The organism is Ramlibacter agri, assembly GCF_012927085.1.
Lineage (GTDB): Bacteria > Pseudomonadota > Gammaproteobacteria > Burkholderiales > Burkholderiaceae_C > Ramlibacter > Ramlibacter agri.
This window is the reverse complement of the sequence record NZ_JABBFX010000001.1, coordinates 984,455-999,922: the sequence shown is the minus strand read 5'-3', so window position 1 is coordinate 999,922 and position 15,468 is coordinate 984,455. Positions and strand designations below refer to the sequence as shown.

The 15,468-nt window shown below is 68.5% G+C and carries 11 protein-coding genes; 2 read left to right on the top strand and 9 right to left on the bottom strand.

From position 1 onward, the window contains the following. Nucleotides 1-5: 5 nt before the first annotated feature. The 6 genes from HHL11_RS04785 to HHL11_RS04760 all read right to left on the bottom strand — a co-directional run bounded on the left by HHL11_RS04785 (nucleotide 6) and on the right by HHL11_RS04760 (nucleotide 9,973). Entirely contained in the window at nucleotides 6-6,062 is a 6,057-nt protein-coding gene (locus HHL11_RS04785) for an Hpt domain-containing protein (protein ID WP_169417294.1), read from the bottom strand. Nucleotides 6,063-6,105: 43 nt separating this feature from the next. Continuing rightward, nucleotides 6,106-8,379, bottom strand: coding sequence for a methyl-accepting chemotaxis protein (locus HHL11_RS04780; RefSeq protein ID WP_169417293.1), 2,274 nt, complete (start codon nucleotides 8,377-8,379; stop codon nucleotides 6,106-6,108). 27 nt (nucleotides 8,380-8,406) lie between these two features. After that, nucleotides 8,407-8,937 (bottom strand): chemotaxis protein CheW, encoded by a 531-nt coding sequence (locus HHL11_RS04775; RefSeq protein WP_169417292.1) that lies wholly within the window; start codon nucleotides 8,935-8,937, stop codon nucleotides 8,407-8,409. Nucleotides 8,938-8,963: 26 nt separating this feature from the next. Beyond that, on the bottom strand, nucleotides 8,964-9,329 hold the full coding sequence (locus tag HHL11_RS04770; RefSeq protein WP_169417291.1) for a response regulator transcription factor: 366 nt from the start codon (nucleotides 9,327-9,329) through the stop codon (nucleotides 8,964-8,966). Between the two features lie 21 nt (nucleotides 9,330-9,350). Next, complete coding sequence (locus HHL11_RS04765) at nucleotides 9,351-9,731, bottom strand: response regulator (RefSeq protein WP_169417290.1); 381 nt, start codon at nucleotides 9,729-9,731, stop codon at nucleotides 9,351-9,353. An 89-nt stretch (nucleotides 9,732-9,820) separates the two neighbouring features. Beyond that, nucleotides 9,821-9,973 carry a rubredoxin gene (locus tag HHL11_RS04760; RefSeq protein WP_205964350.1) on the bottom strand — a complete coding sequence of 51 codons (153 nt, stop codon included), beginning with the start codon at nucleotides 9,971-9,973 and terminating at the stop codon, nucleotides 9,821-9,823. Nucleotides 9,974-10,074: 101 nt separating this feature from the next. Between HHL11_RS04760 and thiD the strand changes: the two genes are divergently transcribed. Both thiD and hemL read left to right on the top strand, forming a co-directional pair. After that, entirely contained in the window at nucleotides 10,075-11,007 is a 933-nt protein-coding gene (gene thiD / locus HHL11_RS04755) for a bifunctional hydroxymethylpyrimidine kinase/phosphomethylpyrimidine kinase (RefSeq protein ID WP_169417288.1), read from the top strand. A gap of 107 nt (nucleotides 11,008-11,114) precedes the next feature. Then, nucleotides 11,115-12,413 (top strand): glutamate-1-semialdehyde 2,1-aminomutase, encoded by a 1,299-nt coding sequence (gene hemL / locus HHL11_RS04750; RefSeq protein WP_169417287.1) that lies wholly within the window; start codon nucleotides 11,115-11,117, stop codon nucleotides 12,411-12,413. Nucleotides 12,414-12,541: 128 nt separating this feature from the next. On the opposite strand, the gene purH is transcribed toward hemL, so the two are convergent. From purH to dusB, 3 genes are read right to left on the bottom strand one after another with little or no spacing between them, the layout of a single operon-like run. Continuing rightward, a complete protein-coding gene (purH, locus tag HHL11_RS04745) occupies nucleotides 12,542-14,110 on the bottom strand; it encodes a bifunctional phosphoribosylaminoimidazolecarboxamide formyltransferase/IMP cyclohydrolase (RefSeq protein WP_169417286.1) in 1,569 nt (522 codons plus the stop codon). Further along, entirely contained in the window at nucleotides 14,107-14,343 is a 237-nt protein-coding gene (locus HHL11_RS04740; RefSeq protein ID WP_169417285.1) for a Fis family transcriptional regulator, read from the bottom strand. The genes purH and HHL11_RS04740 overlap by 4 nt, the downstream gene beginning before the upstream one ends. Further along, nucleotides 14,340-15,383, bottom strand: coding sequence for a tRNA dihydrouridine synthase DusB (gene dusB, locus HHL11_RS04735; protein ID WP_169417284.1), 1,044 nt, complete (start codon nucleotides 15,381-15,383; stop codon nucleotides 14,340-14,342). The genes HHL11_RS04740 and dusB overlap by 4 nt, the downstream gene beginning before the upstream one ends. Between the last annotated feature and the right edge of the window lie 85 nt (nucleotides 15,384-15,468).

The following is a 15,468-nucleotide window of genomic DNA, read 5'->3' as shown; positions in this document are numbered from 1 at the left end:
GCCCCTTACGCTGCCACGCCCTGCCTGGCGTAGTGCTTCACCAGGCTCAGCAGCTCCTCTTCCGAGTACGGCTTGCCCAGGTAGTGGTTCACGCCCAGTTCCTTGGCGTGCTCGCGATGCTTCTCGGCGATGCGCGAGGTGATCATCACGATCGGCAAGGCCTTCAGGCGGGCGTCGGCGCGGATGTTGCGGGCCAGGTCGAAGCCGTCCATGCGCGGCATCTCGATGTCCGACAGCACCACCGTCGGCAGTTCGTCGGCCAGCCGCTCCAGCGCCTGCAGGCCGTCGGCCGCCAGCGCGACGCGGTAGCCTTCGCGCTGCAGCAGGCGCTGCGTCACGCGGCGCACCGTGATCGAGTCGTCGACCACCAGCACCAGCGGCACCGAAGGCACCGCCGGGGCGACCGGCTTCGCCGGCGTGACGACCCGCACGGCGTTTTCGCCGAGCACGTCGGGGCTGGCGTGGTCCGCGCTCATCGCGCGGGCCTGCTCGCCGTACACCTGCGTCAGCGCCACCGGGTTGTAGATCAGGACCACGGCGCCGGATGCCAGCACGCTCATGCCGGCCAGGCCGGGCAGGCGCGACATCTGCGGCCCGAGGTTCTTCACCACGACTTCCTGGTTGCCCAGCACTTCGTCGACGTGCACCGCCACGCGCTGCGCGGCGGAGCGGAAGATCACGACCGGCAGCGTCTTGCCCTGCGGCTCGTTGCTGCGCGAAGAGGACTGCAGCAGCGCGCCCGACCAGAAGAAGGGCAGCTGCTCGCCGCCGAAGTCGAAACTGGCCGAGTTGTAGGCCTGCTGCACTTCCTTGACGCTGGCGCGGCGCACCAGTTCCACCAGGTTGGCGGGCACGCCGATGGCCAGCCTGCCGGAGCGCACCATCACCACCTGCGTGACCGCGGTGGTCAGCGGCAGCACCAGCTTGAAGCTCGTGCCGCGGCCCATCTGGGTCGAGGTCTCGATGCGGCCGCCGAGCGCGTTGACTTCGGCGCGCACCACGTCCATGCCGATGCCGCGGCCGGCCAGTTCCGTCACTTGCTGCGCGGTGGAGAAACCGGGCAGGAAGATCAGGTTGGCCGCTTCCTCGTCGGAGATCTGCTGCTCGGGCGTGATCAGCCCTTGCTGCAGCGCCTTCTCGCGGATCCGCGGCACGTTCAGGCCGGCGCCGTCGTCCTGGAATTCCACCGAGACGTCGTTGCCTTCCTGGCGCACGTGGATGCTGATGGTGCCGGTGGCATCCTTGCCGGCGCCGGTGCGCACGTCGGGCGTTTCGACACCGTGGGCCACGCAGTTGCGCAGCAGGTGTTCGAAGGCCGGCGTCATGCGATCCAGCACGCCGCGGTCCATTTCGATCGAGCCGCCCAGGATGTCCAGCTTGACCTGCTTGCTGCTTTCCTTGGCGGCCAGGCGCACCACGCGGTACAGGCGGTCCGAGATGCCCTCGAACTCCACCATGCGCGTGCGCAGCAGGTCGCGCTGCAGTTCGCGGGTCTGGCGGGCCTGCGCGATCAGGTCGTCTTCGGTGGCTTCCACCACGCGCTGGATGTTCCGCTGCACCGTGGCCACGTCGTTCACCGACTCGGCCATCATGCGAGTCAGTTCCTGCACGCGGGTGAAGCGGTCGAACTCCAGCGGGTCGAAGCCCGAGGTTTCCTTGGCCTGCGCCATGCGCGACTGCATCTGCGACTCGGCCTGCACCTCGATGTCCCGCAGCTGGCCGCGCAGGCGGTCCAGGTTGCCGGTGAGGTCGCCGAGCGAGCCACGCAGCTGCTTCAGTTCGGACTCCAGGCGCGAGCGGGTGATCATCACCTCGCCGGCCTGGTTGACCAGGCGGTCCAGCAGCTGCGAGCGCACGCGCACCGCCTGGTTGGCGGCCTGGCGCGCGGGCGCCAGCTGCGTCTGCACCGGCAGCGCGATGGCGGTGCTGCGCACCACCGGCGCAGCGGCGGCCTGCACTTGCGGTGCGGCGGCCTGCACCGGCGCGGCGGCGTGCACCGGCGCCGGAGCGGGCGCGGCCACCGGCGCCGGCGCTTCGTAGGCGGCTTCCGCCGGGGCGACGCCGCCGGTGGCACGCAGCGTGTCGAAGCGGGCCTGCATCGCATCGAAACGCTGCAGCAGCGTGTCGACGTCGGCGGCGGCGATGTTCTCGTGGCCGAGGTATTCCACCTCGGACTCCATGCGGTGCGCCAGTTCGCCCAGCTGCAGCGCGCCGGCCAGGCGGGCGCTGCCCTTGAGCGTGTGCAGGTGGCGCAGCACCTGGTCGCGCGGCTCGCGCTGGCCCGGGTGGCTGGCCCACAGGCGCAGCGCGCTGCCCAGCGCGGGCATCAGTTCGGCCGCCTCTTCCTCGAAGATCGGGAACAGGTCGGGGTCGATGGCGTCGACGACGTCGAGGTCTTCGTCGCCGCTCACCTGCGCCAGCGGCGCATGCCTGGGCGCGAGCACGGTCTGCACCGGCGCGATCAGCGGCTGCACCACCGGGCGCGGACGCTCCATCGGCGGCGGCGTGACGGCGGCGATCTCCGCGGCGTCCGGCGTGGGGAACACGCTTTCGGGCGTCTCGGAACGCGGCTCGCCTTCGGCGTCCTTCAGCTGCTGCAGTTCCTGCAGGATGCGCGGCTCGGGATCCTTCAGGAAACCGGCGGCGAACTGGTGCAGCAGGCGGCGCACTTCTTCGGAAGCTTCGGTGAACACGCGGGCGTGTTCACGCGTGCCGGTGGCCAGCGTCTGCGTGTGCTGCAGCGCGCCTTCGAGGCCGCGGGCGATGTCGGACAGCGCCTGGAAGCCCACGGTGGCGGAGCTGCCCGCCAGCGCATGGGCCCAGCCCACCGTGGAATCGGGCACGCGCTGGTTCATTTCCAGCGTCCACTCGCTGATCTCGGTGGCGAGGCGGCGCGACCACTCGTCCGCCTCGTTGAGGTAGACGTTGTAGAGCGGGATGCCGATGCGCAGGTGGCCGATGACCTTGACCTGCTCGTCGCGCGCCGGGGCCGCGGCCTCCAGCACTTCGGGCTGCGGCTCGGGTTCGGGCTGCATCGCCGGCACCGGCGCGGCGACCGGTTCCGGCTGCGCGGCGGGGCCGGCGACAGCGGACAGGCTGGAGAAGTCGATGCCGTCGATCTCGATCGGCGCGGCCGGCTCCGCCGGCACCGCGGGTGCGGCGGCGGCGGGCGGGAGCTCCAGCTTGGGCAGGATCGCCGTGGTGCTGAATTCGGGCAGGTCCTCGTGCGGGGGCCGCACGGGCAGCTCGATCTTCATTTCCTCGGCCGGCAGTTCCACCTTGAGCAGCTTCTGCGTGGTACCGAGTTCCGCGAATTCGGGCGGCAGTTCGTCGAGGCTCAGTTCCGAAACTTCGGTCGCCGGCACCGGCTCGGCCGGCGTCACTTCGAAGTCGAACTCGAAATCGGGCAGCGAGGCCACCGGTTCGGCCACCGGCGCGGGGTCCGCCACCGGCGCGATGGCCGGTGCCGGCGCGGCGGCGGCGAAGTCGAGGTTGAGGTCGCCGAAATCGGGCAACTCGAGCGCGGCCGGCACGGACGCAGGCGCGGGTTCGGGCGCCACAACGGGCGCGGGCGCAAAGTCCAGGCTGTCGAAGCTCAGCTCGATGGCCGGCTCGGCGGCGGGAGCGGGTGCCGGCAGCGGCGCGGGGGCCTGCGTCGGCAGTTCGTCCAGCGCGGCCAGCGAGGAGATGATCTCGAGGTCCTGCGCCGGCACGGGCTCGGACGCAGGCGCGACTTCCAGCGGGGCCGGCGCGGACACGGCGCCGCCCTTCGGCGAAGCGATGCGCACCAGGCGGTGCTCGGTGCGCATGGCGTCGGCGGGTGCGCGGAATGCGGAGGCCTTCCAGGCGGTTTCCGTGCGGCTGGAGATGTCGGCGATCCAGACGTCGAACAGCTCCATCGCCTGCGTGCACAGGCTGCGAAGTTCGTCGTTGGACGGCTTCTGGTCGGCGAGCCAGGTGTTCATCACCTGCTCCATCGACCACGCGGCTTCACCGAACTCGTTGAGGCCCACCATGCGCGAGCTGCCCTTGAGCGTGTGGAACGCGCGGCGCAGCGTGGTCATGTCCGCCAGGTTGCCGGGGTCGGCGGCCAGCGCCTGCAAGGCGCCCAGGCCGTTCTGCACGACCTCCTTGGCTTCCTCCAGGAAGATGTCCAGCAGCTCGCCGTCATCGTCGCCGTCGTCGACGACGGGGGCGGGCGCAGCCACCACGGGCGCGGGCGCCGGCTTGGCCACCGGGGCCGGGGCCGGCTGCACCGGGGCGAAATCGATGGACAGCTCCGGCGCGGCAAGCGGCGCCGGCGCGGCCACGACGGGCGCGCGGCTCGACGCCAGCACGTGCGAGTCGCCGCCTTCACGGCCCATCAGCGGGCGCAGCTCGCCATTGAGGTCGTCCCACACGAACAGCTTCTTCGCCAGCGTCGGCTGGTAGTTCAGCATGTCGATCAGGAAGCCCAACGCGCCGAGGTTCGTGCCCAGCTTGTCGAAGGTGCCGGCGGCGCGCGCCTTCTCTTCGTCGACCTCGGTCACGATGATGTTCTCGACCGTGTCGCGCATGCGCAGCACGGCCTGCGAGGCCTGTTCCAGGCCCAGCACGGACAGCACGCCGCGCATCTGCGCCGCCTCCCGCAGCGGCCCCTTGTCGGCCGGGTTGCGGAAGAACATGTCCAGCAGCTTTTCCAGCTCGCCCAGGGTGCCGCGCAGTTCGCCGACGACGCTGCCCATGGTCTGCTTGTCGCTGACGCGCCGGTACAGGTCCTCGACCCAGTGTTCCAGCGGCTCCTGCTGGCCGCCGTGCACCACCTTCAGCAGGCGCTCGGACAGGCGCTGCGTGCGCTCGGGCAAGGTGGCGTCGTTCGGGTCGAGGTCCTTGGCCACTTCCATGGCCAGTTCGGGGCTCGGCGGGCGGCCGGAGCGGCCCACCGCTTCCATCGCGGAGCTCAGGCCCTTGGCCAGCGGCTCGCTCGGCGGATAGAGCTTCAGCAGCGTGTCGTTCAGCGCCGTGAACTGGTCCAGCACCGTCTTGAGCTTGTGGGCGTCGCCACCCGACAGCGCCGACCACGACTCCTTGGCCGCGCCGATGCGCTTGCGCATCTGCGACAGCAGCACGGGGTCGAAACGGCCGAAGGGGCTGGTCGCGTAGTCGACCGGCTTGTGCTTGCCCAGGCCATAGGCCTCGCGCACGGCCGCCAGGGCCGGCGCGCTGGCGCCCTGCGGCGGCACGGCCTGCGCGCAGAAGAAAGCGAGGTCCTGCGCCAGGCGGTCGGACACGCCCTGCTCGCCTTTGGCGAGCGATGCGTATTGCAGCAGCACGCGCGAAGCGGCGCGCTTGACGAACACGTCGGGCGGCAACAGGCCCAGCGAGATCGCCTCGAAGTAGCCGGCGGCGATGCGCCAGAAGATGCGCGGCTGGCGGTCCTGCTGCGCCGTGGCCAGGCCCTGGCTGACGTCGACCAGCTCGCGGCCGGCGGCGGCGTCGGCGGACTTGACGATGCGCAGCACCGCCTGGTCCATGCGCGCGCGCACGGCGGGCTCATAGGCGAGCGGCTGCGCCGCGGGGCCCTGCACTTCGTTCCAGCGCCAGTCCATGCCCCACAGGTCGCCGGGGTGGGCCTGGTTGGCGCCCGCGAGGTCCTGCACGTCCTTGTACTGCGGGAACAGCGACAGCGGCGAGACGTCCTTGCCGCCCAGCAGCGCTTCGAGGAATTCCGTCAGCGCGAAGCCGGCGCGCTCCACCTTGGCCGCGGCGGCCTCGGTGCACAGCTCGGGCTTCTCGACGAACTTCTGCGCCGCGCCTTCCATGGCGCGCAGGATCGAGGCCGGCGCAGCCAGCCCCACCATCTCCAGCGCACCGACGGCCTGGTGCATGTGCTGGCGCGCGATGCGCAGCTGCCCCGTGTCGACGGAGCTCATGTCCTGGCCGCGGGCCTGCGCGGTATCGCGCACGAAGCGCCGCAGCGCGGACGAAGCGGACTCGAGCGACTTGCGCAGCTCGTCCAGAACCCAGGCCAATGGGCCCAGGTCGTTGTTTGCCAGGTCTTGGTCGAGTTCGGTGGCTTGCATGAAGGGGCTCGGGATCGGGCTCCGTAGAGGTCAGGCTACCGGGTTATGCAATCTTGAATCGCGACACAGACTGGCGCAGTTCCTCGGCCATCCGGGTCAGCTCGCGCACCTGCTGCGCGGTCGAACGGGTACCTTCACCGGTCTGTTCCGTCACGGCGAAGATGTGCTGGATGTTTCCGGCCACCACGTTGGCGGATTCGGCTTCCTTGGACGCGGAGGTCGAGATCTGCTCGATCAGTTCGGCGAGGCGGCGCGACACCTGGTCGATTTCCGTCAGCGCGGTACCCGCGTTGTCGGACAGCTTGGCCCCTTCCACCACACCCTGCGTGGAGCGCTCCATGGCGGCCACGGCGTCCTGCGTGTCGGTCTGAATGGCCTTCACCAGCGCCGAGATCTGGCGCGTGGCGTCCGCGGAACGTTCAGCGAGGCGCTGCACTTCTTCCGCCACCACCGAGAAGCCGCGGCCGGCTTCACCGGCCGACGCGGCCTGGATGGCGGCGTTCAGGGCCAGCACGTTCGTCTGTTCGGTAATGTCGGAAATCAGTTCGGTGATTTCACCGATCTCCTGCGACGATTCGCCCAGCCGCTTGATCCGCTTGGAGGTTTCCTGGATCTGGTCGCGGATGGCGTTCATGCCGCCGATGGCGTTCTGCACGGCCTGCAGGCCCTGCTCGGTCGCGCGCAGCGTCTGGCGGGCCACCTGGGCGGACTCCTGCGCCTGCCCGGACACCTGGTTGATTCGGGACGCCATGTCCAGCACGGACTGGCCGGTTTCGCGAATTTCGCGCAGCTGCTCGGTCGAGGCCGCCAGCAGCTCGGTGGAGGTCGATTCCACCTGCGCCGTCGTCTGCGCCACCTTGGTTGCCGTGTTCTGCACGGCGCCCACCAGCTGTCGAAGTTCTTCCACCGTGTAGTTCACCGAGTCGGCGATGGCGCCGGTGATGTCCTCGGTCACGGTCGCTTCCTGCGTCAGGTCGCCTTCGGCGACCGACTGCAGTTCGTTCATCAGCCGCAGAATGGCCGCCTGGTTGGCGTCGTTCACGCGCTTGGCTTCCTGCTCCTGGCGCTCGGCTTCGTGGCGCTGCGATTCAGCGCGCTGCTGGCGAACCCGCGAGTCCTGCAGCTGCACGTAGGCGAGGCCGATGGCGCACAGGATGGCGAACAGCGAGGACACCGCCAGGGCGGTCAGGGCGGCGAAGCCCAGGCCGGTCTGCGCGGACAGCTTGCCCTGGATGTCTTCCAGCTGGCGGCGCAGCGGCTCGGAGTCCTGGATGATCGAGGCTTGCGCTTCACGAGCGGACACCAGGCCCTGCAGGTTGCCCAGGATGGCGCCGGCTTGCGTGCGGGTCTGCTCGTACAGCTTCAGCAGCGCATCCAGGCGTTCGCGCGTCTGTTCGTCCTTGGAGGCGGCCAGGCGCAGCTCGGGGCTGCCATCCAGCATGCCTTGGGCGATTTCCTTGAAGGAGTTCAAGTCCTTGCCCAGCAGGAACACGGCTTCCGGCGACACGCCTTCCATCGTCAGGAATTCGTTGGCGGACTTGCCGATACGCTGGGTCAGCATCACCAGCTGGCCGGCGGCGGAGATCTCGGCGGGCGCGGCGTTCTGCTGCAGCTTCAGCGAGGACACCGTCTCGGCGATTTCCAGCAGGTCGGACGACTGGCGGTTGATCGTGCGCAGAGCGGCGCCCACCTGGGTCAGGATCTTCTGCTGGCTCATCACGGTGCCGGCGTTCTTCTCGGCGCGGTCGATCAGCGGCAGCACCTTGTCGACGTCGGTCTGCAGGTCGCCGCTCACCGGCGCCAGGCGCAGGCTGGGGTCGCCGTTCTTCAGGCCGCGCACCGTGGAGGCCAGCACCTTGGCCGACTCCTGCACGTCCGGGAAGGCCTGCGGGCTGCCGATCAGGGCCTGCGACACCGACTTCGCCAGGCGCTGCGACTGCATCAGCGAGCTACCGGTACCCGCCACCTGCTGGGCGACCTTGTCGGCGGAGTTCACCGCGTAGATCGCCACGCCGCCCAGGACCACCAGGGCCAGCGACAGCAGCGTGAACAGGAAGCGCTGGTGGGTGGTGGTGGTGCGGCGCCCCAGCAGGGGCACCGCGATCAGTTCCGCCGCGTCGATTTCCTCGAGCTGGTCGATCGAGTCGACGCTGTCCGGCTCGATGGAGTTGCGGTCCACGCCCTGGGTGCTGCCGGCCTCGATGCTCGCGGTGGAGCCGTAAGGCATGCCCAGGCTCAGTTCCTGGGTGACAGACGGGTCGGCGTCGGGCGGCAGTTTCTTACCGAACAGGTTTTTGATGGAATCGGCGACGGACATGATGGCAAGCCTTCGTGCTTGTTGGGCCTAAGCACTGATGCTCAGGAACTGCGGTTGTTGCGACAGCGCCTGCAGGTTGATTTCCTGCCAGTAAGCACCGCTGGCATCGGTGTAGCCGCTGCCAAAGTATTCGGGGGAGCCCTGGGGGGCCTCGTTCGAGGCGGTGAAGGCGTCGATGTTCCGCAGACCGGCGAGGCGGTCGATCAGGAGTGCGCAATTGATCTCGAGGAGAGCATTGAGCGCGACCAGCCGCGACTCCGCGCGGCCGGCATCGGAACGCTGCGCGGGCGCCTGGCCGCTGACGAAGCTGCCCAGGTCCACGACGCCATAGAGTCCACCGCGCAGGTTGGCGACGCCGAGGAACCACGGATGGGTGTACGGCACCACCTGGGTGGCGGCGAAGGGGAAGATCTCGCCCGACTGGGCCAGGGGGAACAGGAACTTGCGCCCGGCGGACTCGACGGCCAGCCAGGACGCCTGCACGCCTTCGCTGCGGGCGGCCTGCAGCCGGCTGGCCAGCCGGCTCTGCAGCTCACGGAGGGCTTCGCGGTTGGCCATGGACTACTCGGTTACGGCGCGCGGGCTCAGCCCAGGGCCTTGATCTTGGCCATGAGTTCGTCGGCGTCCACCGGCTTCGTGATGTAGTCGCGCGCGCCCTGGCGCATGCCCCACACACGGTCGGTTTCCTGGTTCTTGCTCGTGCACATGATGATCGGCACGTCCGCGTAGTTCGGATCGCGGGTGATCGCGCGCGTGAGCTGGAAGCCGTTCTGCCCGGGCATCACGACGTCCATCAGGATCAGGTCCGGCTTTTCCTCGGCGAGGCGGCGGAATGCATCGTCCGCGCCCTCGGCGGTCTTGACCGAGAAGCCGTTCTTCTGGAGAAGGTCGGTCATGAACATGAGTTCCGTCTTCGAATCGTCGACGACGAGCACTTTCTTGATGGCCATGGGCATCTAACTCCTGAACTTCTATTTCTGTTGGCCGAACTGCTGCACGGTCTGCAGCAGCTGGTCCTTGGTGAAAGGCTTGGTAAGGTAATCCTGCGAGCCGACCATGCGGCCGCGGGCCTTGTCGAAGACGCCGTCCTTCGAGGACAGCATGACGACGGGCACGGCAGAGAACTTGGCGTTGCGCTTGATGATGGCGCAGGTCTGATACCCGTCGAGGCGGGGCATCAGGATGTCGCAGAAGATCAGGTGGGGCTCGTAATCGTTGACCTTGGACAGCGCGTCGAAGCCGTCCTCGGCCAGCATTACCTCGTGGCCGCCCTGCTTCAGGAAGATTTCCGCGCTGCGCCGGATGGTGTTGCTGTCATCGATTACCAGCACCTTCAACCCAGACGTGCTCACTTGACGCTGCTCCTCAACTCGTTACTGCTTTATGTTTTGGGCGGCAGGCGTCCGCTTTTATGAATCTCCGTCGTTGCGGATCCCCTGCCTCAGATCTGGACCATCTCGAAGTCTTCCTTGCGGGCACCACACTCCGGACAGGTCCAGTTCATCGGCACCTGGTCCCAAGGGGTTCCGGGCGCGATGCCATGTTCGGGGGCGCCGGTGGATTCGTCATAAATCCACCCGCAAATCAGACACATCCACGTTTTGGTCTCAGTCACAGCTTAAAGGGCCTTCGCTTAGAATGCAACGATTGTATCTAGGCCCTTTGCCTAGGTTTCTGCGGGCGAAGCGGGCCCCAATGACTAATTCCACACCTATCTCCACGCGCCCGGATCCCCAGCCCGAAAACGACGACGCAGGCCCGGCTTGCGTGATGGTGTTCAACGCGAGCGACCCCAGCGGTGCAGGCGGACTCGCGGCGGATGTCACCTCGATCGCATCGGTGGGCGCGCATCCGCTGCCCGTCGTCACCGGCGCGTATGTGCGCGACACCGGAGAGGTGTTCGACCATTTCGCCTTCGACGAGGACGCGGTCGCCGAGCAGGCGCGCACGATCCTCGAGGACGTTCCGGTGCAGGTGATCAAGGTCGGTTTCGCGGGCAGCCCCGAGTCGATCAGCACCATCGCGGAGATCGCCGCGGACTATCCGGACGTTCCTCTCATCGCGTACATGCCTGCGTTGTCCTGGTGGGACGAAGGCCCTGCGGACCTCTACGAAGACGCCTTCAAGGAGCTCTTGCTGCCGCAAACGACCGTGTTGGTAGGAAACCACAGCACCCTGTGGCGCTGGCTCCTTCCGGACTGGAACAAGGAGAGCAGCCCCACCGCCCGCGACCTCGCCAAGGCCGCTTCGGAGATGGGCGTGCCCTATACGCTCGTCACCGGCGTGCCGTTGCCGGACCAGTTCGTCGACAACGTGCTGGCCACGCCGCAGGCTGTGCTGGCCAGCGAGAAGTTCGAGCGTTTCGACGCCGTGTTCTCCGGCGCCGGCGACACCCTGTCGGCCGCCCTCGCCGCCCTGGTGGCCGGCGGCTCCGACCTCGCGGCGGCCGCCACCGAGGCGCTCGCCTATCTCGATCGCTGCCTCGACGGCGGCTTCCGGCCCGGCATGGGCCACGTGGTCCCGGATCGCCTGTTCTGGGCGCAGCCCGAAGCCGAAGCCGCCGACGAGGACGACTCCTCTTCCGCCCAGCCCGGTTTCGACCTGCCGCCCCATGACACCAAACACTGAGGACAAGGTCCACCCCCGAAGCGCCTGCGGCGCCTCCCCCTCAAGGGGGCGCCACCAGCGGCCCGGCAAAGCCGGTTCCGCGGTGGCACTTGAACAGTCACGACTTCATGGCCACTGACAAGAACTCCCTTCTCTTCGAGCGCGCCCGCGCGCTGATCCCCGGCGGCGTGAACTCGCCGGTGCGCGCCTTCCGCGCCGTCGGCGGCACGCCGCGCTTCGTGCAGCGCGCGCAAGGCGCCTGGTTCTGGGACGCCAACGGCGCCCGCTGCATCGACTACATCGGCTCCTGGGGCCCGATGATCCTGGGCCACGGCCACCCGCGCGTCGTCGAGGCGGTGCAGCGCGCGGTCCTCGAAGGCTTCTCCTTCGGCGCGCCGACCGAGCGCGAAGTGGAGCTGGCCGAGGCCATCGTGCAGCAGCTGCCCTCGGTGGAAATGGTGCGCCTGGTGAGCTCGGGCACCGAAGCGGCGATGAGCGCGATCCGCCTGGCGCGCGGCGCCACCGGCCGCAGCCGCATCATCAAGTTCGAGGGCTGCTACCACGGCCACGCCGACGCGCTGCTGGTGAAGGCCGGTTCCGGCCTCGCGACCTTCGGCCACCCGACCAGCGCCGGCGTGCCGCCCGAGGTGGTGCAGCACACGCACGTCCTCGAATACAACAACGCCACGCAGCTGGAGGAGGCCTTTGCCGAATTCGGCGACGAGCTGGCCTGCGTGATCATCGAGCCGATCGCCGGCAACATGAATTTCGTCCGCGCCAGCCTGCCTTTCATGCAGCGGGCGCGCGAACTGTGCACCCAACATGGGGCGCTGCTGGTCTTCGACGAGGTGATGACCGGCTTCCGGGTGGCGCTGGGCGGCGCCCAAAGTGTGTACGCCAAGCAACTCCCGGGCTTCGCGCCGGACATGACGGTGCTCGGAAAGGTCATCGGCGGCGGCATGCCGCTGGCGGCTTTCGGCGGCCCGCGCGCGCTGATGGAGAAGCTGGCGCCGCTGGGCCCGGTCTACCAGGCCGGCACCTTGTCCGGCAACCCGGTGGCCACGGCCTGCGGCCTGGCGACCTTGCACGAGATCTCGCAACCGGGCTTCTATGAGGCGCTGGGCGCGCGCACCCGGACGCTGGTGGCAGGCCTGGAGTCAGCGGCGGCGGAAGCCGGCGTGCCTTTCGCGGCGGATTGCGAAGGCGGGATGTTCGGCTTCTTCCTGCTTCCCGCCTTGCCGCAGAACTACGGGCAGGTCATGAAGAGCGACAGCGCGAAGTTCGGCAAGCTGTTCCACGGCCTGCTGGATCGCGGCGTGTACATCGCGCCGGCGCTCTATGAAGCCGGGTTCGTCAGCGCGGCACACAGCGATCAGGACATCGCGGACACCGTGTCGGCGGCGCGCGAGGTCTTCAAGAGCCTCTAAGGACGAAAAGCGGCCGATGGCCGCTTTTTGTTGCCAATGCCCTGGGTCTCCGCCTCCGCGGGGATGACGAGGGAATCAGCGATGCAGGGTGCGCAGCGTGCTGCGCACCGCGCGAGGACGCGGGGAAATCAGTGCCGGAAGTGGCGCACGCCGCTGAACACCATCGCCACACCGCGCTCGTCGGCGGCGGCTATGACTTCCGGGTCGCGCATCGAGCCACCCGGCTGGATCACGCAGGTTGCGCCCGCGTCCACCACCACGTCGAGGCCGTCGCGGAACGGGAAGAAGGCGTCGCTGGCGACGGCCGTGCCCTGCAGCGACAGCTTGGCGTGCTGCGCCTTGATGCTGGCGATGCGCGCCGAGTCGAGGCGGCTCATCTGGCCCGCGCCCACGCCCATGGTCATGCCGCCCTTGCAGAAGACGATGGCGTTGGACTTGACGAACTTCGCCACCTTCCAGGCGAACAGCAGGTCCTGCAGTTCTTCCGCCGTCGGCTGCTTCTTCGTCACCACCTTCAGGTCCGCGAGCTGCAGCTCGTGGTTGTCGGCGGTCTGCATCAGCAGGCCGGAGCCGACGCGCTTCACGTCCATGAAGTTCTGGCCCTTGTCCCAGGGCGTCGCGCCGCCCGGGGGCAGCGCGATCTGCAGCAGGCGCACGTTGGGCCGGTCCTTGAAGACCTGCAGCGCCTCTTCGGAATAGGCCGGGGCCATCAGCACTTCGACGAACTGGCCGCGCACGGCCTGCGCCGCCGCGCCGTCCACCGGACGATTGAAGGCGATGATGCCGCCGAAGGCCGAGGTCGGGTCGGTCTGGAAGGCTTTCGAATAGGCTTCCAGCGGGTCCTTGCCCACCGCCACGCCGCAGGGGTTGGCGTGCTTCACGATCACGCACGCGGGCGCGTCGAAGCTCTTCACGCATTCCCACGCCGCGTCGGCATCGGCGATGTTGTTGTACGAAAGCTCCTTGCCCTGCAGCTGCTGCGCGACGGCCAGCGAGCCGGGCGCCGGATACAGGTCGCGGTAGAACGCGGCCTGCTGGTGCGGGTTCTCGCCGTAGCGCAGGTCCTGGATCTTCACGAAGCGGCCGTTGGACTGCGCCGGGAACATCGAACGCGCGCCATCCTCCTGCAGCGACGACAGGTAGTCGCTGATCGCGCCGTCGTAGTTGCTGATGCGGTTGAACGCGGCGACGGCCAGCGCGAACTTGGTCTTCTGCGAAACCGCGCCAGCCTTCAGTTCGGCGATGAAGCCTTCGTACTGCGACGCGTCGGTCAGCACCGCCACGTCCTTCCAGTTCTTGGCGCCGCTGCGCACCATGGCCGGGCCGCCGATGTCGATGTTCTCGATGGCGTCTTCCAGCGTCACGCCGGCCTTGGCCACCGTTGCCTCGAAGGGATAGAGGTTCACCACCAGGATGTCGATCGTGCTGATGGCGTGGCGGTGCAGGGCCGCCATGTGCTCGGGCAGGTCGCGCCGCGCCAGCAGGCCGCCATGCACCTTGGGATGCAGCGTCTTCACGCGGCCGTCGAGCATCTCGGGGAAGCCGGTGAGCTCCGCCACTTCGGTGACGGGCAGGCCCTGGTCGGCCAGCAGCTTGGCGGTGCCGCCGGTGGAGAGGAGGCGCACGCCGGCAGCATGCAACGCTTGCGCGAGTTCGACGATACCGGTCTTGTCGGAGACGGAGAGGAGGGCGTTCATTTCAGCAACTTATGTTCAATCAATTTCTTCCGCAAGGTATTGCGGTTCAGCCCCAGCCATTCGGCGGCGCGGGACTGGTTGTTCTCGGCCTTCTGCATTACCACTTCCAGCAGCGGCTTCTCGACCACCTTGACCAGCATTTCGTACATGCCGTCGGGCTCGGTGCCGCGCAGGTCGCGGAAGTAGCCCTCCAGGCTGGCCCGTACGCATTCTTCTATGTGCTTCTTGCTCATGCGTCGCTCTCGGCAAAAGCGCCGGCCTGCTCGCTCGTCGAGGGGACCGGCAGGCGGTCCATGCGCGTACCCAGCGCCTCGAAGAAAGCGGCCACCGCGGCAAACTGCTCGGCGCTGTTTTCGATGTTGTTCATTCGGTCCCGGAATTCGGCGCCCCCGGGCAAGGCCTTGACGTACCAGCCGATGTGCTTGCGCGCGCTGCGCACGCCGGTGTATTCGCCATACAGCGCGTAGTGGTCCTCCAGGTGCCCCAGCAGAGCGCGCCGCACTTCCGCCACCAGCGGCGGCGCCAGGTGGGTGCCGGTGGCGAGGAAATGCACGATCTCGCGGAAGATCCAGGGCCGCCCTTGCGCGGCGCGCCCCACCATGATGGCATCGGCGCCCGTGGCCCGCAGCACGTCGCGCGCCTTCTCCGGCGACGTGACGTCGCCATTGGCCACCACCGGGATGCCGACGGCGGCTTTCACCGCCGCGATCGTTTCGTATTCGGCGTGGCCGCCGTAGCCCTGCTCGCGCGTGCGGCCATGCACGGTCAGCATGCGGATGCCGACGGACTCGAACGCCCGAGCCAGCACCAGCGCATTGCGGTGCGAAGCGGCCCAGCCGGTGCGCATCTTCAAGGTCACGGGCACGCCATGCGGCTCGCAGGCGCGTACCACGGCTTCGGCGATGGACACCGCGAGCGGCTCGTCCTGCATCAGCGCCGAGCCCGCCCACTTGTTGCAGACCTTCTTGGCCGGGCAGCCCATGTTGATGTCGATGATCTGCGCGCCGCGCTCGACGTTGTACGCCGCGGCCTCGGCCATCATCTGCGCTTCGGTACCGGCGATCTGCACGGCCACCGGGCCGGGCTCACCTTCGTGGTTGGCGCGGCGCGACGTCTTCAGGCTGTTCCACAGCTCGCGCCGCGAAGTGACCATCTCGCTCACCGCGTAGCCCGCGCCGAATGCGCGGCACAGCTGGCGGAACGGACGGTCCGTGACGCCCGCCATCGGCGCCACGAACACGTTGTTCGCGAGACTGTAAGGGCCGATGTTCATGCGCGCTGCGGAAAGGTGGGGTGCCAAAAAAAGAGGCACGATTGTAGGCCCGCGGCATTTCAGCGCTTGAAATGTTGCAATTGCG

Bases quoted from the DNA above. Each gene is read 5' to 3' on its own strand.
- HHL11_RS04785 (WP_169417294.1), bottom strand. From the start codon at position 6,062: ATGCAAGCCACCGAACTCGACCAAGACCTGGCAAACAACGACCTGGGC.
- HHL11_RS04780 (WP_169417293.1), bottom strand. From the start codon at position 8,379: ATGTCCGTCGCCGATTCCATCAAAAACCTGTTCGGTAAGAAACTGCCG.
- HHL11_RS04775 (WP_169417292.1), bottom strand. From the start codon at position 8,937: ATGGCCAACCGCGAAGCCCTCCGTGAGCTGCAGAGCCGGCTGGCCAGC.
- HHL11_RS04770 (WP_169417291.1), bottom strand. From the start codon at position 9,329: ATGGCCATCAAGAAAGTGCTCGTCGTCGACGATTCGAAGACGGAACTC.
- HHL11_RS04760 (WP_205964350.1), bottom strand. From the start codon at position 9,973: ATGTGTCTGATTTGCGGGTGGATTTATGACGAATCCACCGGCGCCCCC.
- thiD (WP_169417288.1), top strand. From the start codon at position 10,075: ATGACTAATTCCACACCTATCTCCACGCGCCCGGATCCCCAGCCCGAA.
- hemL (WP_169417287.1), top strand. From the start codon at position 11,115: ATGGCCACTGACAAGAACTCCCTTCTCTTCGAGCGCGCCCGCGCGCTG.
- purH (WP_169417286.1), bottom strand. From the start codon at position 14,110: ATGAACGCCCTCCTCTCCGTCTCCGACAAGACCGGTATCGTCGAACTC.
- HHL11_RS04740 (WP_169417285.1), bottom strand. From the start codon at position 14,343: ATGAGCAAGAAGCACATAGAAGAATGCGTACGGGCCAGCCTGGAGGGC.
- dusB (WP_169417284.1), bottom strand. From the start codon at position 15,383: ATGAACATCGGCCCTTACAGTCTCGCGAACAACGTGTTCGTGGCGCCG.